This is a genomic window from Bradyrhizobium sp. 132, assembly GCF_023074185.1.
GTDB lineage: Bacteria > Pseudomonadota > Alphaproteobacteria > Rhizobiales > Xanthobacteraceae > Bradyrhizobium.
Genome location: NZ_JADPKY010000096.1, coordinates 1 through 21259, shown reverse-complemented (window position 1 = coordinate 21259; position 21259 = coordinate 1). Strand labels below are relative to the sequence as shown.

Annotated in this window: 11 protein-coding genes and 4 pseudogenes; 9 read left to right on the top strand and 6 right to left on the bottom strand. The window is 58.5% G+C overall.

The features are described 5' to 3' along the window. Window positions 1–110: 110 nt before the first annotated feature. The 3 genes from IVA74_RS18570 to IVA74_RS18560 all read right to left on the bottom strand — a co-directional run bounded on the left by IVA74_RS18570 (window position 111) and on the right by IVA74_RS18560 (window position 5840). A complete protein-coding gene (locus IVA74_RS18570) occupies window positions 111–821 on the bottom strand; it encodes a hypothetical protein (RefSeq protein ID WP_247346959.1) in 711 nt (236 codons plus the stop codon). Window positions 822–994: 173 nt separating this feature from the next. Next, window positions 995–2551 (bottom strand): ISL3 family transposase, encoded by a 1557-nt coding sequence (locus IVA74_RS18565; RefSeq protein ID WP_247347021.1) that lies wholly within the window; start codon window positions 2549–2551, stop codon window positions 995–997. A 2002-nt stretch (window positions 2552–4553) separates the two neighbouring features. Next, window positions 4554–5840 carry a lysine 2,3-aminomutase gene (locus tag IVA74_RS18560; RefSeq protein WP_247346957.1) on the bottom strand — a complete coding sequence of 429 codons (1287 nt, stop codon included), beginning with the start codon at window positions 5838–5840 and terminating at the stop codon, window positions 4554–4556. A gap of 998 nt (window positions 5841–6838) precedes the next feature. On the opposite strand from IVA74_RS18560, the gene IVA74_RS18555 reads away from it, so the two are divergent. From IVA74_RS18555 to IVA74_RS18530, 6 genes are all read left to right on the top strand, one after another. Continuing rightward, entirely contained in the window at window positions 6839–7870 is a 1032-nt protein-coding gene (locus tag IVA74_RS18555) for a hypothetical protein (protein ID WP_247346955.1), read from the top strand. A gap of 9 nt (window positions 7871–7879) precedes the next feature. Continuing rightward, window positions 7880–8917 (top strand): pyridoxal-phosphate dependent enzyme, encoded by a 1038-nt coding sequence (locus IVA74_RS18550; RefSeq protein ID WP_247346946.1) that lies wholly within the window; start codon window positions 7880–7882, stop codon window positions 8915–8917. Window positions 8918–8928: 11 nt separating this feature from the next. Continuing rightward, window positions 8929–10140, top strand: coding sequence for an ATP-grasp domain-containing protein (locus IVA74_RS18545; RefSeq protein ID WP_247346945.1), 1212 nt, complete (start codon window positions 8929–8931; stop codon window positions 10138–10140). Window positions 10141–10150: 10 nt separating this feature from the next. After that, window positions 10151–11599 (top strand): lyase family protein, encoded by a 1449-nt coding sequence (locus IVA74_RS18540; protein ID WP_247346943.1) that lies wholly within the window; start codon window positions 10151–10153, stop codon window positions 11597–11599. A 564-nt stretch (window positions 11600–12163) separates the two neighbouring features. Further along, entirely contained in the window at window positions 12164–13636 is a 1473-nt protein-coding gene (locus IVA74_RS18535) for an AMP-binding protein (protein WP_247346941.1), read from the top strand. A gap of 208 nt (window positions 13637–13844) precedes the next feature. After that, window positions 13845–15947: a 3-hydroxyacyl-CoA dehydrogenase NAD-binding domain-containing protein gene (locus IVA74_RS18530; protein WP_247347020.1), complete on the top strand. Its 2103-nt coding sequence runs from the start codon at window positions 13845–13847 to the stop codon at window positions 15945–15947. Between the two features lie 15 nt (window positions 15948–15962). Here IVA74_RS18530 and IVA74_RS18525 read toward each other — a convergent pair. Continuing rightward, window positions 15963–17338 (bottom strand): annotated as a pseudogene (locus tag IVA74_RS18525) (IS701 family transposase). A gap of 39 nt (window positions 17339–17377) precedes the next feature. Further along, window positions 17378–17554: pseudogene (locus IVA74_RS18520) on the bottom strand (IS3 family transposase); the annotation flags it as partial. A 360-nt stretch (window positions 17555–17914) separates the two neighbouring features. On the opposite strand from IVA74_RS18520, the gene IVA74_RS18515 reads away from it, so the two are divergent. The 3 genes and pseudogenes from IVA74_RS18515 to IVA74_RS18505 all read left to right on the top strand — a co-directional run. Further along, window positions 17915–18151 carry a hypothetical protein gene (locus IVA74_RS18515; RefSeq protein ID WP_247277337.1) on the top strand — a complete coding sequence of 79 codons (237 nt, stop codon included), beginning with the start codon at window positions 17915–17917 and terminating at the stop codon, window positions 18149–18151. After that, complete coding sequence (locus IVA74_RS18510) at window positions 18141–19316, top strand: recombinase family protein (RefSeq protein ID WP_247346939.1); 1176 nt, start codon at window positions 18141–18143, stop codon at window positions 19314–19316. Before IVA74_RS18515 ends, IVA74_RS18510 begins: the two co-directional genes overlap by 11 nt. Window positions 19317–19402: 86 nt before the next feature. After that, a pseudogene (locus tag IVA74_RS18505) lies at window positions 19403–19830 on the top strand (IS21 family transposase); the annotation flags it as partial. A gap of 581 nt (window positions 19831–20411) precedes the next feature. Here the strand turns inward: IVA74_RS18505 and IVA74_RS18500 are convergent. Beyond that, window positions 20412–21173 (bottom strand): annotated as a pseudogene (locus tag IVA74_RS18500) (IS3 family transposase); the annotation flags it as partial. Between the last annotated feature and the right edge of the window lie 86 nt (window positions 21174–21259).

Below are 21259 nucleotides of genomic sequence, written 5' to 3'. Positions count from 1 at the left end.
CGCCTCTGCGGCTGCGCACGCCGTCGACGAGCCCCGTCGTAGCCAATGAATCATGGTTGCAGCCATTCAATAGCGTGCTGTGTCAGACCACGCAGCGAATGTTGGCGCGGCTAAAGATCTTTGCAGCAATGGTCGACTTCACTTTTTAGCTCGTCACCTGTTACCCACACTAGCCAATTATCCTCAGCAATATCCTCTTCAACAAGCCGCAAGATCGATCCGCCGGGTTCATGATGAGGGTAGTGTGGAAGTCCTTTATCCACTCGCCAGCGAGCTACAAGCGCGCATAAGAAATCGGGGGCCCAAATAGCATACGATAGCCGGTGTGTAACTCGGGCTATCATCCTCGCGACACCCTGACCCCTGAAATCTCTGCGCGCCCAAAGATCCCCATTGTAGGCTATTCTTCCAGCCATCTCCTCTGCGGTAGGGGCGATGCAAGCGCAATAGTCATTAATATGTGCCTGGACGATCGGGTCACTGTAAAATGCTTTCAGCGACCGAAGATGCTCCGCAAAGTTACTGTGAGAAAGGTCATACAGCCGTGTAGCATTTGTAAGTACGACGTCGTTGTTCTTGTCGAGGCCGACCACCCAATATCCCTCGCCTGGGCGAATAGTCGATCGATCAGGCCGAAAGTTTGGAAATGTTCGCCCTTTCGTCGGAATTGCTTGGGTAATTGAGACATATTCATGAAAATCGAACCCCATGAACAGGTTGATATCTTTCTGGGCGGCCATGGTGTCGTATATTGGAATGGACCGTGAGACATGCACCGGAAAGCGTGCGCACATTGCTGCCGCACGCTCGTCGACCGTCATGAGTTACCTCGCACGTTATAACGATCAAATGATACGCTCTGGACAATGAATGTCGTACTACCTTTTCTTGTGGGCGCTCTACAGGCTAAGTGGTGGATGCCGCTCGTACGTACGTATACGACTGTCAATCGGCTTGCAACTTTGGCTCTGACGCTATTTTGGTGCAGCACTGGTCATGTGGCGCCGATTAGCCGAGCCTGCAGCAAGTCGAGCTTGGCGCGCCCGTACATTTGGCGCTTAACCAGTTTGAGTTTGGTGATCTGGCCTTCGGTCTGTCCGTTGGACCAGGACGTCGTAATCGCTGCGCTGACGGCGGCTTTGTCCTTGATGACGCCATTGGCGAAAGACATGACGAGGCTTGCGCATGCTCGTTCCAGCCATGGTTCAAGCTCTCCGTGAGCCTTCTTGCGGATCATCGCATGGAAAGCGGCTATGATCTCTCGAGCTTCCACCAGGAGAGGAACGCCTTGCTCAATCGCCGCAATGGTGACGGTCTCTGACTTTGATAGCGTATCGCGGCCATTGGTCATCAGGCGGGCGATAGTTCTCGCGGACGGTACGCGCTGCAGGCTCTGAGCATCGGGCATTTCGGCACGCCGACGGCGTGTCGCCCATTCGGCAACGACTCGCACCGAGCCTCTAAATCCCTGCGCCTTGAGGCAACGCCACAGGTCGGCGCCATTACAATGACCAGCGGCCCACTGAACATCGAGCCATGGCAGGTAGTGCTCGAGCGAGCTCTCGCGCACCCTGAACACGTCGGATCGCTGACCTCGCAATACCCTGCGGATGAGGCCCCGGCTATGGCCGGTGAGCCGTACGATCTCCTTTATGGAGACGCCCGTCTCAGCCTGTTTGAGGATTGCCGAGTTGGTGTCTTCTCGCCGAAGATAGCCCTCATATTGAATGCGCTCGGCGGCGGTCAATAAGTTGGGATTTATGGTGGCGGAGCCGACCACGATGCGGACCTGGCGCATGGATTTGCGAACAGCATCCAGGAAGGCGTGGCTGGCGTTCTCCATGAGGTGCCAACGGTCGGCGACCTGGGTGGCGTGCGGGAGTGCCTTGGCCACAGCAAGGGCGTAACCGCCGCCGCGGTCGCGCGCGACCACAGCGATCTGTGGTTGCCCCGCGAGCCAGGCCTGCGCAGTGGCTGGCTCTCTGTCGGGTAAGAGAGTGATCGGTCGTCGCCGCTCGAGGTCGCAGATGATCGTTCCGTACCGCTGATTGCGCCGCCAGGCCCAATCGTCGATGCCGATAACGCTCGGCGCAGCAAAGGGCGGACACCCGCGCCTTCTAACCACCCGAAGCAATGTGTCGTTGCTCACGGGCAGCATAAGTCGACGGGCAAAACTCGCCGCCGGGCGGCCGCCCAAGGCAAGGCCAAGGTGATGGACGATCAGATCGAGCCGGGTCGTTCGCCGCGCCCACGGTGCCAGAGCGCCGTCATCGAAGCGCTCGGTGAAAATGCGCCGACCGCACAGAACCGTAACGCAGCGGAAGCGGCGCGCCACGACCACCAGGCGAACCTGCCGCCCCGCCAGCGGCAGATCGGTGAGGCGCCGCTGATATCGGCTATGGATCCGCGCAGAACTGGTCCCGCATCCGGGACAGAGACTCGTCCCGCTCGTGGGACGTACGGTGATCACGGTCGTAGCGCCATCACAGAAGGCGCTTTCCACTTCAAACCCGCGAGGGACCAAGGCCGACGGACGTAGGGCTCGCTGCATCATATTGATTCCTTTATGAAACCAACGCGAGCCGGCGCTTGAACTTCATCAAAAGTGAGTCAGAGCCAATATTGCAGGCCGAATGACACACTTGGCGACTATCAGTAAGGATATCCATACTGACAGTCAGCTACAGGTCGGAAAAACCCGCAAGACGGCCGTCCTCGGACGAGTACGCTCGTACGCATGTACGCGCGAGATGAAACGAGACTGGTGGCGTTCACATCGACCTGATCGAAGTCAACAACTCGCAAGTCTTGTTGGGCGGACCACTGGGCAAGCCGAACGCGAACTTCTTTCGCTTCAGCTTGCAGTTCTCGAGGAACACAGGACTCGTTCACCAGGCTTTACCTGAGCCGCGCCGCACGCAGCATAATCATTTTAGTCGTCCTGCCCGTCTACAACGGCTCACGATATTTCGATGCTTTGACTTCCCGTTGAGTTTGCATCCAGTACCGGCTCGCGTCTCATGTATTTTTCGGCCAAACTGCTCTTCATTCGAAAGAGTTCTGCCCTTCTGTCACATGTGCGCAACCTTCGCTTCCTTGCAGACCCTTTCCAGCATCACCACTCCACTTCCGATGCCGCCCATCTCACCGAAGGACATCGGCTGCGTGATCCGGACGTCCATTGCTCACCCCTACTCTGCGGACAAAATGGCGACACGCAGTTCAGTGCCAGGTCAGGTCACATCATCATTGTCTCTATCCCGCTGGGATTTAGGCCTCGAAGTCCCTCTTTGATCCAGGGCCTCTGCCAAGGCCTCTTCAAAGATTTCAAGGCCCCTATTGAGAGTCTCGCTGTCAATCGTGAGTGCCGGCAAAAATTGTATGACCTCACCAACCGAAGCGCATCGTTCAATAAATAGACCTCTCGCGAAGGCGTTGCGTCTGGTCGCTTCTGCAATTTCCGATGTTTGGCAATCAAGTCCCAACGCTAGCCCCCTCCCCGGAACAGAAAAGCTGCTCCCGTAGTAGCATGCAATGGCGTTGAGCCGGCAGCGCGCAAGCTCTCCCAGCGCTGCACCTCCCCCGAGAGGATGCAGTCGCGCCAATAGATATCTATGACAGCGGCTGCAGCCGCAAACGCAAGGTCAGTCTTTTCCGTACCCACAGGCCGAGTATGGTCGACCTCATCTTTAGTCGGCAGCATTGACAACGGCAAACCACAGCCGCTCAGAGAACTCGACATCATAATGATGTCCGGCGATAAGCCTGCGAACTCGAAACTAAAAAATTGGCCTGTCCGACCACAGCGCTTCCGTTTCGTCTAGTATCACAACGGCGCCAGTCTCTTTCGCAATTGCCTGGATCGACCTTAACCACTCTTTGCCAGCAACGTTCATGCCACTGTTTCGCTGTACAGCTTCGACCAGAATGGCAGCTGGCCGATCAATGCCGCTGTACCGGTCAACCAACAAACTTTCGCAATTGGTCGGTTGTGCTAACGACGGGCCCAACACAGCCGTCGAACGGGACAAGACCTAGTCCGCGTGGAGACACGTCAACGCCAGTACGTCGAAGCCGGCCACCGCGCAGAGCAATGGATCCAGGACTCACGCCGCTCTGTCCACTGGTGAACAAGACGATATTCTGACGTCCCGTGACTTTGCGCGAGAGCTCCAGAGCTGCGTCGATAGCGATGGCGTTACTTGGTCCAGTGAATTTGAAATGATATGGCAGCAAACCCCGTTCGCGAAGCACGACAGATCTGAACGCATCCACAAACTTAAGTTCAGCAGAAGTAGCCATGTTAAACCCGCTGACCACCGCATCTGACGTTAGATACTCGAGAATAGCCTCCCTGATCCGATGATTGTTGTGGCCGTAGTTTAGCGGCCCGGCTCCTGAGTAAAAGTCGATAATCCGCCGGCCATCCACCGTCAAGCAATGGAACCGCGCGCTCGACTTCAAATGACCGCAGAGGTCTCCGTATCGGCTTGATCCTCCTCTGCACGTTGCCGCCCAATACGGAAGTTCTTCACGTCGTCCCGCGGCGGCCTCTAGTTCTTCAATCGATCATCCTCCGGCAGATCATCTAGCCAACAAGCGGACTCGACGTATTGCCTTGAAAAGATCTTCCCGATTTTTTCTGGGATCTTGTTTTGATGATATCGCATATAGATACGTCCATCATCACCCAGACCAAGAATCTCGATCTTCCCGGTGTAATGCGACATGATATATTTGAAAGTCTTTTCGATGCCCGCCAGATGTTGATTGACGCCGTTCGCAATCTCTATTCCGCGACGAAGCGGCACCTGAAAATGAGACGCACCCTTCACCGGCCTTGCTTGAAAGAGATAATAAGGGCGGACGCCAATTTGGTGGAATTTAGAGAAAGTCGCTGTCAAAAGCTCCGGATTGTCATTTACGTCTGCAAGCAGCACAGATTGATTGAGGAACTGCACTCCTTGTGCACGCAAGGATCGGATATTTCGCTCAGCATCGACCGAGATCTCGCCGATGTGATCGAAGTGCGTGACAAGCACCGCGGTCTTGCCCGCATCACGTATTCGTTGGAAGAGAGCAGGTAGAGCGGGATCCTCGAAGCGCTTTGGCTCAAAAGCGAACAGTTTGGTGCCGATTCGAATGGAAGCTAGATGCGGAATCGAGAGCAGATGAGCAAGAATCTCGTCGAGCTTCGCCGTACTAAGAACAAAGGGGTCGCCTCCCGACAGCAGCACGTTTGTCATCTCAGGATGGCAGCTAATGTACTGACCAACTTTCGCGACATCCGGGACGATCTCATCTGATTCTCGGCCAACTAGTCGCTTACGGAAGCAAAAACGACAATATGAGGCACAACGGTTAGTCACCAGCAGCAAGCCGGTCTGTGCGTACTTGTGCTGAAGTCCGCGCACCACGGTGTTGTCATGCTCACCACTCGTGTCCAAAACGCCCGGACTGTCGAGCTCCTTAACCGATGGCTCCACAATCCGTCGTAGCTGCTCGTAGTAACCGCTGTTCGCCATCTGCTCGCGGTAGAATTTTGTGACATGATGACGTGTAATGCTACGCGCTTGTAGCTCTGTCTCCTCAATCTCGCGATCGCCTTCTATAAATCTCATGACCACGGTGCCGGGGGATGCCTCTGATTGGCCGGATGACAACCGAGGCGAGAGATCTCCAGCAGCCGTTAATTCGCCTGGTGCACTGCCCGCGTCAGCTATTTGAGTCAACGGAGAGGGTTTCATTTTAACTCCTTCGGAACGGAGGGAGATCGTTCCGCAATGTCGTGGTCCGTCAGCTTCCAGCAATCCGCGTGCCAACAAGATCTGGCGCTCCATCAGCGCAACACATCAGACTCGAAGCGACTTCCCGGCTGTCGAGCAAACAATGGTGGTCCATTTGTCGGGCTTCAAACAGGATGTCCTCGATTGGACATAAGCTTCGATGAGACAACAAGGCTTATTTGCTTCAACCGTTCGCCGCTTGACAAGTTATGACGGTCCGACCGATCAGACGCTACCGTCCCAATGTTTCGGAGATCGCAAGAAAGAGGTCCTCCTCGCTACGATGGACTCTCAGAGCGTTGGTAGGCGTACTCGTCCCATGACACCGACGACCGCGAACGGATCGCTTGCGCCGATCGAAATAGACGCCGCTTAGATCGAGCACTTCTCCGCGGAGACCAAGTCAGCCAACTGATCGGCGATTTCTGAACTCAGGCCAAAGGGGGATTCGAACAGGCAATCGGTCTGCACGACACTGGAATGAGAGCACTACGCACCGCATCTGAAGCAATATGAAAATAACTCCGAACTGCCTCTCGAACTACCCTCTTTGAAGATCTGCGTACCTTGCTTGGTGCCTCTACTGTATGGCTGCAGATACGAACATGTTCGGTAAACGCCGGCGTTTCCTGGCTTTACGTCACAATATTGAACGTCGAGCAGCTCCGACGGCCGCTGAACGCGATTTTGACGCGCGAACTCCCTCTGTTGGTAGGTGCGCACATCTGTACGCCTCGCTAAATGTGCGGCCGCTAATCGATTAAGTCAGTCCGGCATGCTACGACGCGCAGCATGCGGTCAGCAAAGGGCCCGACGCTGTCATGACCACAATCGTCGATTCAAAGGCATAGTTTTACGCAGCATGATGGATTGAGGTCTCTATTCACGTAAGTAGTGAGACGGCAGCGATGCAGATGAAGCTCCAGGTTGGTTTCTATGACACCCTTCGTAAACGGACATCACAGGATGAACGCCGTTTCCATCGGCTTTCTATGCCATCTTCAACGCAAGTCCCTTGCTCTTCGGCCGCGCGGCCGCAGTAGAGGAATGATATGATGGAGATGTTGACGAGAACTCCAGGGGACGGCAAGATTGCTAGCTCCCACTCACTCGCGAAGCCATGCGGGGTGGCAACCTGCCACCCTCACTTCGGCGAGCTGCTCCAGGGAGCTTTCGCCCTTGAGAAAGGGGCGGACCGCCGCACGGTGCGCGCGCTCGTTTCAGTTCACATGCCGCACGCCGATGGGTCGGAAGCCCGGGCGACGTTGGAGCCGAGCCGCATCGGGAAGTTTGTGCCGCAAGTCGGCCGCACCGGCATCCAAGTGACACCAAGTCATTTCTACAAATGTGAGCTCGCCGCTCGACTTGCCCTCGATGCCTTTGGATTGAGGAATATGGCAGCCACTCTTGAGGTCAGGACTTTTGTTCCCGAAGGCGCCGGCATGGGCTCGTCGACGAGCGGCGTAGTGGCCTCTATCCGTGCGATCGCTAAGTGCGTCGCAGCCTATCGGGGATCACGGGTGCTTCTGGCGCCCCATCTTCAGGCGGAGCTTGCGGTGGCGGCTGAGCATGCGTGCGACTCGCTGATGTTCGACTGCACAAGCAGCACCATTCTATTCGCTCAACGAATGGGCAAAGTTGTCCAACTGTTCAACGGCCCTCTCCCACAAATGTACATTTTGGGGTTCGACACCGGCGCGGCCAATGGGAGCATTGGAACGGACTGCCTACCGCGAGCGCGCTACTCACGTGATCAGATCGCCGCCTTCGGCTGCGCATTGGCCGTTCTGGAGCGTGCGATCGCAGAGCAGAGCGTCGCACTCGCCGGCCGGGTGGCGACGTTCTCCGCGATACAGAGCGAGACCGCCCCGCAGAATCCGCTCAAGAAGCCGAAGTTTGACGAACTCCTCCGCATCAAGGAAGACACGGGATCGGCCGGTATTGTTGTTGCCCATAGCGGCACGGTCGCCGGCCTGATCTTCGACCCGCATTTAGCCGACCTTCGCAACCGACTGGATGAGGCTAAATCCGCGGTCGGTTGCCTTGGCTTCGATATCCTCCGCAGTTTCTCGACTCCCTATTGAGGATAGACGATGGCGCACACGCTCTCCGACACCATCGACGCCCATGCGCCTCTTAAGATCGTTTCACTGCGGCCAGAAAACCTAGCCGCGATCGATTTCAGGGTCATGAAGGTTTTTCCTGCCTTCAACATCATCGAATCAGGCCTTCGCGATGGCACAATCAGCTCCAACACGACCATTGTCGAAACGTCGAGCGGAACAATGGCTCTCGCTCTCGCCATCGTTTGCATGCAGTTCTCGCTGAGGTTACACATCTTCGGCGACCGCGCCATCGAGCCCCCCCTTAAACGCACGATCGAGGACTTAGGCGCTGAAGTTCACCTCGTCGAGGCGACAGCGTCCGACGCGAACGTCCAGCAGCTCCGTAAAAAGGCACTCCTCGACTTTATGGATCGGACCGGAGCTACCTGGTCACGACAGTACGACAACCTCGGCAACCATCTTTCGTATGCGCGCCCAGCTGAGCAAGCGATAAGGCACTTCGGGAAGATCGACATTCTGGTCGCAACTGTGGGCTCCGGAGGTTCATCCTGTGGCCTTGCCCGCTATTGTCGAGCCTTCTTTCCCGAAATGAAACTCATTGGGATCGACACCTTCGGTAGCGTCTTGTTCGGCCAACCGCCGAGCCGACGTGAATTGCGGGGGCTCGGCAATAGCATTCTACCCGGCAACTTGTTCCACGAAGCGTTTGATGAAATCCATTGGCTCGGCGCTAACGAAGCATATCAAGCTGCGCACCGGCTCCATCGCGAGACTTCGTTAAGGCGTGGGCCGACGAGCGGGGCGGCCTATCTCGTCGCTAAGTGGTACGCCGAGCGCTTTACCAAAAGCAAGGTGCTCGCCGTCTTTCCAGACGACAGCAATCGCTACGAGCACAACGTTTACGATCCCACGTGGATGTCCGCCAACGGCTATCAGGCCGTACTCGCCGCGACCGAGCCTGTCCTTGTCCATCATCCGCTTCATGCTGATAGCGGATGGTGCCGCTTCAACTGGAGCCGTCGCTCGTTGACCGAGGTAATGGGTGATCAACCTTCCTCCAATTGAAGTATACACAAGTGACCAACTCAGCTGCGATCTTCATCGAATCCAACACGACAGGCTCGGGCGCCGACTTTCTTCTGCGCGCACAAGAACTTGGGCTTGTTCCGATCTTTGTTACCGCGTCACCCGAACGGTATTCCTTTCTGAGTCGCATTTCGGGCCTCGAACTGCGCACTTGCGACACGTCCTCAGAAACCGATGTTAGAGCTGTAGTCGAAGGCGTCGCAACGAACATGCCGATTGCGCTGCTCACGACTTCCAGCGATTTCTACCTTTATACAGCAGCGCTGGAAGCTAGGCGGCTAGGGCTTAGTGGTCCGGATCCGAACGCAATCGCGCTTTGTCAAGATAAGGATCGCCAGGCCGCCGCCCTGCGGATGGCAGGTATCGGCGTGCCCTATAGCGCGACAGTGCGAGCGGAGTGCGATATCGGCAACGCGATCAAACAAATCGGGTTACCTGCAGTGGCTAAACCGGTCAGCGGGACCGGCAGCATCGGGGTCACCCTCGCCGACACCGAAACAGGTGCAAGGGATGCTTTGCGCAAGCTACTCGGGACAACGAAGGACGTGCGTGGCCGCCCTATTCAGCCTGGTGCTCTTCTTATGTCGTATGTCGCCGGCGAGGAGTGTTCAGTCGAGATTCTCGATAGCAAGATCATCGGCGTAACGCGGAAGCACCTTGGACCTTTGCCGCATTTCGTTGAAATCGGACATGATATACCAGCGCCGATCTCGTCCAGATTGCGCGTGAAGATCGAAAATGAGGCACTGCGTGCCATCCAAGTTGTCGGCCACGTGAAAGGACCAGCTCATGTCGAACTCCGGGTCGGCGAGGATTGCGTCACGATAATCGAGGTCAATCCACGCCTTGCTGGCGGTTCGATCCCCACCCTTTTTCGTTACACAACGGGTTTTGACCCGGTCCTCGCGGTCCTCCGTAGCCTGCTCGGAATGTCCTCGCCCGCTTTGACCGGAGACGCACACGGCTCGATACGATTCATTGTTCCGGAGCGTGACGGCTTCTTCGCCCTTCCACCGAATTGCGAGCAGCTCGTCGACCGCTTCGGAGTGACGGAGTTCGTACTGTACCAAACTCCGCCATTACAGTTCAGGCGCTGCAACGATTTCCGCGATCGGATCGGTCACGTCATTGCAGTTGGCGACGACCCTGCTGCCGTTGTACGGCGCGCCGAAGCTGCCGTCGCCTTCATCCTTGGCGCATGAGGAGATACCCTTGCAAAGCACAGGCCGCATCAAATCGACCCTTCATCCTGAAGCCAGCGCCATCGTCTTCGACAGTGATCTACAGCGTGCAACTAAGGACGAGCTACCTTTCTACGCCGATATCGATCGAGCCCAGGCCGTCATGCTTGAGCGAGTCGGATTGATTGACCGCGCTCTCGCCCGAAAAGTGCTGACCGAGCTGGACAAACTGCAAGCTGAATCTTTCCAGAGCATTGCAAGTCGTCCCGCCCCCCGCGGCTCCTATCTCGCTTATGAGGATCATCTCCGTTCAGTAATTGGCAACGAAGCCAGCAATCTACATCTTGGCCGGAGCCGAAACGATATCAATGCGACCCTGTTGAAACTAAAGCTGAGAGCTCCGTATCAGGAACTGTCAGACGAGCTACTAAGGCTTCTACGACTGCTGTGCAGTCTGGCTCGCGAACACCTTGAGACCGTCTTCCCGCTGCACACCCACCGTCAACCAGCATTGCCATCCACTTTTGCGCACCATCTAACGGCCTTCGCCAGCGCGCTCGCGCGCGATCTAGATGCGCTTCTGGCCGTACATCCGATTCTCAACCTTTCCTGCCTCGGGGCCGGCGCCGGCGGCGGCACGACCTTGCCTATCCTCCCGGAGTTGACGGCCAGGCTGCTTGGCTTCTCGAGCAAGCCACTTAATTCCATCGACAGCGTGGCCTCTCGGGACCTTGTTCTTCGCATGCTGGCGGCTTGCGCGATCCTAGGATCATCTCTAAGCCGCATCGCCGAGACGTTGCTGCTGTGGGTCGGCGATCATGGATTGGCCACTCTACCTGACGAACTAGTCGGATCTAGCTCCGCGATGCCTCACAAGCGCAACCCCTTCCTTCTCGAGCAGGTCCAAGGGAAAGCAGGCGCGATCGTTGGCTGTTTCGTGGCCGCGATCACCGCCATGCATAGCACGCCGTTCACAAACTGCGTCGCCGTGGGAACGGAGGCTGCGCGCAATGTCTGGCCCGGGATCGACCATTCGATTGGGGCGGTGCGTCTCATGCGATTGTGTTTCTCGGGCTTGATCGTCGCCGAAGATGCAGCGGCCGCGATGCTCGGCGGGTCCTTCGTGAATGCCATGGAAACGGCGAATCGCCTCACGCTCGGTGGCCATCTCGATTTTCGTTCCGCCCACAATGAGGTCGGGCGGTTGGTTACAACAGCGATCGAGTGCGGAGCGCCGAGCCTCTTGGCGCTCGGGCAACACGATTGGGTGCTCAACTCAGAGAATTCGCCAGCGCCCGACGTGATCGCGCGAGCGGCTCGGGCTGGGGGAGGACCTGCTCCGGATGCCGTTACGACATCGCTCTACGAACTCGAAAGCGGCATCGACCGAGCAGGCACGCTTTTGCGAGATCTCGTCGCAGGTTGGAGTCTTGCTCAGCTTCGATCGGAAATAGCGAACCTTCAGCAGCTGGCGATTTAGCAGCGAACCCCCGATCCGGCCTTGTCGGCCGTAGAACGCACACTCGGAGACCTGAGTTCCGATGACGGTGTCGACGGCTCGGAGCGACCGTTGCCGCTCGACTTTTTGAAGTAGCTCTCGGACGGTGCCGCGGCACTCTCACAGGCCGCATTGTCAGCTGGCGCGGGAAACCAATACCTCGCTCTCGGGCGGCCGTGCTGGCGCGGAGCTACTGGTGATTGCGCGCGGTAAGTCGGAGACGGCGGTCCGCCAAACAACGGCGAGCTGACCCCGCACTGCCACTGCCGATCAGAGCACGTCGCACAAACACCGCTATGTGCATCTTGCGCCACGCGAGGGGTTCGCGCCACCTCTCGTCGCTACCACGCTCGAGGGGCGGCACTTTGCTCTTTGCCGTAATGCGGAAAAGCGCAACGGGCATGCTCTTCGCAGAATGCAACTCAGCATTCACCATCTAAAAATTCGTCCAACTACACCCTCCTGTTCTTGGTAGTGCCGCGTCACCTAAATCGGATTTATATTCTGCGTAGGAAATCGTGGGCTACAAGGTATCTGATGGAACAAATGGGTGAAGAGCTTATCTCCTTAGGCGAGAAGCTTTCCCGCCGTGCGCAGGCAACGCCAGATGCCCCGGCGGTTAGTTGTGACGAAACAACTCTCACGTGCAGCCAGTTAGAGGCGAGCGCCAACCGCATCGCTCGCGCGTTGGAAGGGTTGGGGGTCAAGTTGGGCGATCTGGTCACCATCGGCCTACCCAACGGAGTCAGTTTCATTGAGGCCTGCTGGGGTGTCTGGAAACTAGGTGCGACGCCGCAGCCGGTATCCTTCCGACTGCCGAGTGCTGAGCTGAACGCAATCGTTGAGCTTGCTAACCCGCCGATCGTGATTGCTATGCCCAGTATGGAAACCGGCCGGCGCTGCGTCACGATTGAGGACCTTCTCGCGCTATGCGCGGATGATGGCCCAATTGAGCCGCGCGTCGCGCCAGTGCTGAAGGCAGTGACGTCGGGCGGCTCGACAGGGCAGCCCAAGCTGATCCTGTCCGGCCGGCGCGGCGAGACGCTCGCCGAGCCGGCGAATGACCCATTCGGCTGGCGCATTGAACGAGGTGAGACCGTATTGGTTCCTGGACCGCTCTATCACAATGGTCCTTTCGGTTGCGCCATGGACGCGTTGATCAACGATGCCCACCTGGTGATAATGCAACGCTTCGATGCCGAGCGGGTGCTGAGCGAGATCGCACGACGCAGGGCGAATTTGGTGTATCTTGTGCCCACGATGATGGGCCGTATCTGGCGGCTGCCGGACGAGGTGCGAACCCGCTACGACATCTCATCGCTTAAGGCTCTCTGGCATTTCGCCGCACCTTGCGCGCCGTGGCTCAAGGAGGCTTTCATTGCCTGGCTCGGCCCTGAGGTGATCATGGAGCTCTATGGCGGCTCCGAGAGCCAGGCCTGGACCACCATCACCGGAAGCGAATGGCTCGATCACCGTGGCTCCGTAGGCCTCGTAAGGGTGGGCGAGATGAAGGCCTTCGATGCTGACGGAAACGCGCTACCACCGGGTGAAGTTGGCGAGATTTACATGCGACGTCCTAAGGGTTCATCGCCTTCTTATTTTTACCGCGGCGCTACGGCTCGCGTCCTGCCGGGCGGTTGGGAAAGCCTTGGCGACATCGGCTATTTCGACGCGGATGGCTATCTGTATCTCGCTGACCGACGCACCGATATGATCCTGGTCGGCGGGGCTAACGTCTATCCGGCCGAGGTGGAATCGATGATCGACGAGCACCCGCAGGTTATCTCGAGCGCCGTAGTTGGCCTGCCGCACGAGGACATGGGCTCGTCTATCCACGCCATCGTCCAGGCTCACCCGAACCTCACTGAGGATGCGCTGCGGGCCCATCTGGCTGACCGACTGGTGACCTATAAGCTTCCGCGCACGATTGAGTTCGTAGCCGAGCCGCTGCGCGACGAAGCGGGAAAAGTACGGCGTACGCAGTTGCGTGACGAGCGTGTCGCCAGGACCAAGTCCTAAGTCGCTAAAGGCATCGCCGCCGCTTGTTCGAGGTGAACAGCGCCACAGGCCTGCTTGGCGAAATACTCGCGGGTAACAGGAAGTAGAGGAGGCGCCACCGAAACTCAAACACGTCAAACATGATTGACCTCTCTTAGGGACGCCGAGGCCTCCCTCGGAGATCTCGTCAATCAGCAAACGAATGAACGACAAAAAAGAAAGGTCCAGTGTGGATACACTCGTAAGACTCGAATGCCATGACGTGATCGCGGTTGTAACGATTGACAGTCCGCCTGTGAATGCCCTTAGCTCTGCAGTGCGCTGCGGTATCCTGCAATGCGTGAACGAAGCGGTGGCTGACCAAGAAATAAAGGCGATCGTTCTTACCTGCGCGGGCCGTACCTTCAGTACGGGGGTGGATATCTCTGAATATGCTAAGCCTGCTAGACCGCCTAGTTTTGACGAGTTGCTCGCTTCTGTCGAAAACTCATCGAAGCCCATAATCGCCGCGATCGAAGGTAATGCTCTGGGTGGCGGGTTGGAGCTGGCGTTAGTCTGCCATTTTCGGGTCGCGACCAAGGATGCAAAACTCGGTCTGCCTGAGATCAAGCTCGGCCTCTTGCCCGGGGGCGGCGGAACGCAGCGCCTGCCGCGAGCGGTGGGACCAGAGCTCGCGGTCAAAATGATCCTCGGTGGTGATCCAATCGCCGCGCCGGAAGCGCTCAAGAACGGCTTGATCGCAGAAATCGTCGATAGTCCAGCCGCGGGCGGTGAAGCTTTCGCTCGGAAGGTACTCGCCTCGAATTGCCCGCTCCGCCTGCTGCGCGACGACGATTCCAAGCTCGCCGCGGCTAAGGCCGACCGCTCGATTTTCACAAATGCGGTCGCGGCAATGACTAAGAAGTCGCGCGGCCTGGCGGCGCCGTTCGTCGCAGCGGACGCCGTCGGCTACGCAATCGACCTGCCGTTCGGCGAAGGGCTAAAAAGAGAGCGCGAGTGCTTCCTCAAGGTTCTTGCCGGTGATCAGTTTAAGGCTCAACGTTATGCCTTCTTCATCGAGCGCGATGCCAATAAAATCGCACGCATTCCTCCGGACACAAAGCCACGTCCGGTCAACCGCGTAGCGGTCCTCGGCACCGGCACAATGGGCGCCGGTATTGCGATGTCCTTTGCCAATGCAGGGATTCCCGTCATTCTAATCGGGACCAGGGAGCGGACGCTCGAGCGCTGCCTGGCCGTCATGCAGAAGAACTGGGAAACGACAGCGGCGCGCGGCCGCATCCCTGCGGATGCGCCTGCGAATCGGATGGCGTTGATCGAAGGCGCGGTCGGGATCGAAAATGTCGACGACGCTGATCTCGTGATCGAGGCGGTGTATGAGACCATGGCATTGAAAAGGGATGTGTTCACCAAGCTCGACGAATTCGCCAAGCCGGGTGCGGTGCTTGCCTCAAACACCTCTTATCTGAACATCGACGACATTGCGAACTCGACCAAGCGTCCGCAGGACGTGCTCGGTATGCACTTCTTCTCGCCGGCCAACGTCATGAGGCTCTGCGAGATCGTGCGCTGCCCACGAACTGCGCCGGACGTGCTGATAACAGCGGTCAACATTTCGCGCCAAATTGCGAAGGTGCCGGTGGTCGTTGGCCTCTGCCATGGATTTGTCGGCAATCGCATGTATGATCAGATCGGTAAGCAGGCAGACAAGCTGTTATATGAGGGAGCGCTTCCTCAGCAAGTCGATGCGGTCTGGACGAAGTTTGGAATGCCCATGGGGCCGTTTGCCATGAGCGATTTGGCAGGCAACGATATTGGTTGGCGGTCGCGCAAAGATCGGGACGTCAAATCGGAGATTGCGGATAAGCTCTGTGAAGCCGGCCGCTTCGGCCAGAAAACCGGTAAGGGATGGTACAGATATGAAGGAGATTCGCGAACGCCCATACCGGATCTTGATGTAGAGCTGCTGATCGAGCAGACGCTGACCCACCTTGGACGAAAGCGTCGCGCTATCGGCGACGATGAGATCATCGAACGCCTAATATATCCGATTATCAATGAGGGCGCGCAGATCCTCGAGGAGCGCATCACCACGCGGCCGGGCGACATCGACTTGGTGTGGCTCTATGGCTTCGGCTGGCCAATCTATCGCGGCGGTCCAATGTACTACGCCGACCAGACGGGCCTAGATACGGTGCTGATCAAGATGCAGAAGCTCCAGGCCAGCGTGGCCGGCGAATTTAAACCGGCTGCCCTGCTGAAACAGCTAGCGCGGGAAGGCAAGAAATTCTCGGATTTTGAACAACCCGCATATTCCACTTGCCTTGCCTAGCCTAACAAACTAGCACTACTTTGGCAGATTGATTGGCTGAGGTTTTTCAAGGATTTGTTTCGGCAGTACGGGCACCAGGGAGCCGGCGGTCGCAGGATGAGATCGACGATGGCGTGACGTACGGCGGGGTTGGCTGAGGCGGAGGCCCGTTGATTCTTTTTTTTCCGCCCCGCGTATGCGAGGCGACGGTATTGCAAGAAGGCGTAGGCAATCATTGTCATCAGAGCGTGGCGATGAAGAATCTGCCATGATCGCCCCTCGAAGTGATCAAGTCCAAGCTCCTCCTTCAACTGCTGATGCGCCTGCTCGCAAATCCATCGTGCCTTGATGGTGGCGGCCAGTGTGCGCAGATCCGTCGACGCAGACAGGTTGGCGAGATGGTATTTCTTTTCCCCTGAGGCACGTTGCTCGCCAATAAGCCAGGCTTCGTCGCCCGGAAGATGCTGCTGACCCTTATCCCATATCCGCTGCGGAGGCCCGTCGGCGATGCGGACACGGACAGCCGCAAATCGGGCTTTCAGCCGACCTTTCGTCCCGCTCCGCCAACTCACGGTTTTCCACCTGGCGCCGGCCAGCATTTGTTCTGCCGCGATCGATAGGACATCTGGTACGTGGTGTTTTCGTGGTCGGCCCCGAACCTTGGTATTCGGCCAAACGAGCTTCACATCAATCGGATAAACCTTGAGGTGCCGTGGGATGCCGACGGCCCAAAGTAGCCCGCGTGCCGTTAGCCCTTGTCGAAACGGCGCGCTGAGCCCGTATCCCGCATCCGCCAGCACACACCCAAAGCGCACGTTGGCTGCTATCGCGCGATCAATCTCGGCCAAAGCAATTTACGGCTTGGACCGTGGCGCTTGGTGTTCGGCAGGCACGCGAGCGCGCTTTAAACGAGCTACGTTGCTTGTCCAACTGTCAGGCAGAAAGAGACGCAACGCGACCATCACCGGCACTTCGCCGCGCGCAAGCGTCAAAGACACCAGCGTTTGGCAATTTGCCGTCTTGCCGAGATCCGACGCATATTGAGCTGCAACGCCAACCGAACGTTCGCCCTTCTTCGGCAGTGAGGTGTCATCAATGACCAGCACCGCATCCTTGCCGCCGACAAGCCCGTCGGCCTGGTTGAGCAACTCAGATTCCAGCGATGACTCGTCCCAGACACCATCGGCGATGAAATGGTGCAGCTGATCGTAGTTGCCGGTTGCGAGGCGTTCTGCCATCGGCTGAACGCTCTTGCGATCGCCAGGACCGATCAATCCCGCAACGTAAAGGGGACACATCCGCTGCCGGGTCTTATGACCCAACCGCTGCAAGAACGGCTTCAGCCAGCCTTCGAGTTCGTCTTCCCATTCCGCCATGGTCAGCCCTCCAAGAGCCGACCACCCATGAATCATTGAAAAATCGATTCGGGAATCTGACCTGCCACTGAGTTTTCATCCAGCGGCGGTTAGAGTCTCGGAGTTTTGTACGCCAAGTGGCGCGGGCGGAGCAACGGACGATCGGCGGAGCTGGTCGGGGTTGCGTAGCCGATCGTCCTTTGCGGTGAGGTGGGCGGCATAGGCCGCGGGGGTTAGGTATTTCAACGATGAGTGCGGTCGCCGGAGATTGTACAACAAGGCTTGAGAACGCCCACGGGACCATATGCCGTGAGGTTCTGTACCGGCATCACCCTTGGGCAGGCCGCGAGGTTTTCGTCCATAGTCTGATCGACAAGGCGGACGGCGTTGTTTTCCGCTGCACGCTGGATGGATCGGAGACGCAACGTTTTCTGGAGATCCCATCCTGGATGTTCGACCGCACGGCATGTGCTCGCGGTGGCAGCCTAACGGCAGAGCCCTTTGTCAGCCTGGAAGCGCTCAACGCGTTGTCGTCGCTTGTCGATTCAGCGGTCAAGAGCGCGACATCATCACTGAATGAACCGCTTTCCGGTGCATGCGGAGTCTCTCACGATCAGAATCGGGGAGAGGCTCATGGCAAGCAGGACGGCGATATCGGCGAACCCGGTTCGGCGCAACCGGCGGTTCGGCGTGCATCAGATGGACCTGTTCACGGGTGGCATAGCGCACGGCGTCGTCGGGGTACCGGAATGGCGGGAGCTGCCGAAGGAGGCGCAGGATGCGCTGGTGAACTTGATGACGCAGCTGGTGCTGGACCATGCACGGGTAAGTGCAACGCTCGCGAAGAGGGAAGACGGTCATGATCAGTGACAAGGTCCGTCCTCACCATCTCGAGCGCAAGGCGATCCTCTATGTGCGCCAGTCCTCCACCCATCAGGTTCTGCACAATCGTGAGAGCAGCGTGTTGCAATACGCGATGCGCGACCGATTGACGGCGCTGGGGTGGTCCAAGATCGAGGTGATCGACGATGATCTTGGGCGTTCGGCCGCCGGCGGCGTCCAGCGCGCGGGCTTCGAGCGGATGATGGCCGAGGTCTGCCTCGGCAAGGTCGGCGCAGTCTGTGCGCGGGAGGTCTCGCGCTTTGCCCGCAATAGCCGGGATCGGCAACAGCTGATCGAGATGTGTCGCGTCGTCGACACGGTGCTGGTTGACCAGGAAGCTGTCTATGCTCCGCGGCATGGCAACGACCGACTGCTTCTCGGGCTGAAGGGGAGTCTCAACGAGTATGAGCTGGACCTTTTGCGACAACGCTCGCTCTCGGCACGCTACGAGAAGGCCAGCCGTGGCGAACTGATTGCGGCCACGCCAGTCGGTTTTGTGAAGGCCGGTGATCGCTACGAGAAGGATCCGGACCGGCGTGTGCAGGACGCCACTACGCTCGTCTTCGACAAGATCGAGGAACTCGGGACCGCGCGGCAGGCGCTGCTGTGGTTCCATGAGCACGGCCTCGACCTACCGGTGAAGCAGCCGAATGGCGACACAGCCTGGCGGCGGCCCAGCTACGCGACTCTCCACAGGATGGTCGAGAACCCGGTCTACGGCGGAGCCTACGTCTATGGTAGAACAGCCGTAGCGACGGGGTACGGCGTCCTTGCCGCAGGCGCGAAGATCCGCCGGAAGGCGCGCGCCGAGTGGCTCGTCCTCAAGCCGGACGCCCACGAAGGCTATGTGAACTGGGAGAGGTTCGAAGCGATCCGTACAATGGTCTCCAGTAACGTGCCCACGAGCCGGCATCATGGCGCGCCCAAGCATGGCGAGGCGCTGCTCGCTGGGCTCATCCGCTGCCGGCGCTGTGGCCGCAAGCTGACGCTGCGCTACAGCGGTATGAAGCATCACATCCCCCCGTTACAGCTGCTCGCGCGGCTGGATGGACAACGGCGAACCGCGCTGCATCGCGTTCGGTGGCTTGCGCGTTGTGAGTGGCGGAGTAATTCTCCCCACTTATGGCATTTGAAAATTCCCCAGTTTTCATGACGGCCGACCTTCCAGGGCATGCCCTGGACGGTCGGCCGGCGCGTCGAATCGCCGACGTTCCTCCTGCAGGCGAAAGGGAGGGCGCGGTGCTCAAACTTGGGGAACTTGTCATGATCCTGGATTTGCATCGCCAAGGTCTGTCGGTCAGCGCTATCGCCCGGCAACTTGTGTCGACCGAAAGACAGTCAGGGCCTACATCGCCAAAGGATTGGAGCCGCCGGTCTACAAAAAGCGAGCGGTGCGGCCCGGAATTGTCGACCACTTCGAAGCTTATTTGCGTGAGCGGCTGGCTGCCTATCCTGCGCTCACCGCCGTGCGGCTGTGGCGTGAGCTCAAGGAACGCGGCTTCGTCGGCGGTTACAGCATCGTACGCGATCGCGTGCGCGAGCTGCGGCCTGCCCAGCCGGCAGCCTTCCAAGTGCGTTTTGAAACTCCAGCAGGTGAGCAGGCGCAAGTCGACTTCGCCAGGTTCGAGGTCGAATTTGTCGATGAGCCAGGGGTCAAGCGCATCGTCCGTACGCTGATCCACGAGGTCGTTGCCGATATCGATGACGAAGCGTCCGAGATCGTTCTTGTCGTGCATCGGGCGGGCGGCGCTCACAGCGAGATGCGGCTGCCGAAGCGTCGACGGGGGCAGCGTAACAGCACCTCCGGTGACATCATCGCAGCCATCCGGCAACTGGTGCTGATCGCCAGCGACGACCTGATTGCGGGCCTGCTCAACCGCAACGGCCTCAAGACGGGCAACGGCAACCGTTGGACCCGTGAGCGCGTCACAACCACGCGATCTTATCATCGGATACCCCTCTTCCGGCGGGCCGAGGATAGCGTCGAGCCTTGGCTCAATCTCTCCGACGCCGCCAGGCTTCTCAAGGTCGCATCCAAGACGCTGCGCTTGGCCGCAGAAGCTGGTCAGATCGAAGCCGTCCACCCTCTGCCGGATGGGCCATGGATCTTCGCGCGCGCAGCCTTGACCACGGATGCCGCCACATCCATCACCGAACGAGCGCGGCAGAACCCAAGATACCCCGCAGGATCGCATCCCGATCAACAAAGTCTCTTCTCTTCAACAACATAGCCAAATGGGTGTTCTGATGCGCGGTCGTAGTCGGCGATCCAGTTGGCGATCTTGGCGCGGGCGTCATCGAGATCGAAGAACAGGGTCTCGTTGAGCAGCTCATCGCGCATCCGGCCATTGAAACTCTCGACGAAGCCGTTCTGCATCGGCTTGCCGGGCGCGATGAAGTGCCAGTCGATGACGGCATCTTTGCACCAGGCGAGCATGGCATTGCAGGTGAACTCGGTGCCATGATCGAACACGATCATTCCTGGCTTGCCACGTCGTTCGACGATTGTCGTGAGTTCGCGGGCCACCGGGCGGCCCGAGATCGACGTCTCCGGAATGGCGCCCAGGCATTCTTTGGTGACGTCGTCGACAATGTTGAGGATGCGGAAGCGCCGGCCGTTAGCGAACTGGTCGTGGACAAAGTCTAGCGACCAGCGCGCGTTGGGCCTGGCCTCCACCAGGATCGGGGCCCGGGTCCCCACAGCCTTGCGCCGAGCCCGTCGCTTACGGACGGCGAGTCCCTCCTCGCGATAAAGCCGGTAGATCCGGTTGATCCCCGACGGCTCGCCCTCCCGCCGCAGCAGGACGAACAGCCGGCGGTAGCCGAAACGCCGCCGCTCGTTGGCGAGATCTCGCAGCCGGCCTCGCAGCTCTGCCTCTGGAGGGCTGCTGGAGCGATAGCGGATCATCTTCCGATCCGCGCTCACGATCGAGCAGGCCCGCCGTTCCGACAGGCTCATGACGGCCTGCAGATGCGCGACCGCAGCGCGCTTGGCGGCGGGCCCTACCATTAATGGGATGACCCGCCCCGTCCTCTCAGTCAGACTGAGTTGGCTTTTGAAAGGAGGAAGCAATGAGGACACGGAACAAGCCCAGG

Excerpts from the sequence above, each read along its gene's own strand:
- IVA74_RS18565 (WP_247347021.1), bottom strand. The coding sequence starts at position 2,551 with ATGCAGCGAGCCCTACGTCCGTCGGCCTTGGTCCCTCGCGGGTTTGAA.
- IVA74_RS18550 (WP_247346946.1), top strand. The coding sequence starts at position 7,880 with ATGGCGCACACGCTCTCCGACACCATCGACGCCCATGCGCCTCTTAAG.
- IVA74_RS18535 (WP_247346941.1), top strand. The coding sequence starts at position 12,164 with ATGGGTGAAGAGCTTATCTCCTTAGGCGAGAAGCTTTCCCGCCGTGCG.
- IVA74_RS18560 (WP_247346957.1), bottom strand. The coding sequence starts at position 5,840 with ATGGAGCGCCAGATCTTGTTGGCACGCGGATTGCTGGAAGCTGACGGA.
- IVA74_RS18515 (WP_247277337.1), top strand. The coding sequence starts at position 17,915 with ATGGCAAGCAGGACGGCGATATCGGCGAACCCGGTTCGGCGCAACCGG.
- IVA74_RS18555 (WP_247346955.1), top strand. The coding sequence starts at position 6,839 with ATGATGGAGATGTTGACGAGAACTCCAGGGGACGGCAAGATTGCTAGC.
- IVA74_RS18570 (WP_247346959.1), bottom strand. The coding sequence starts at position 821 with ATGACGGTCGACGAGCGTGCGGCAGCAATGTGCGCACGCTTTCCGGTG.
- IVA74_RS18510 (WP_247346939.1), top strand. The coding sequence starts at position 18,141 with ATGATCAGTGACAAGGTCCGTCCTCACCATCTCGAGCGCAAGGCGATC.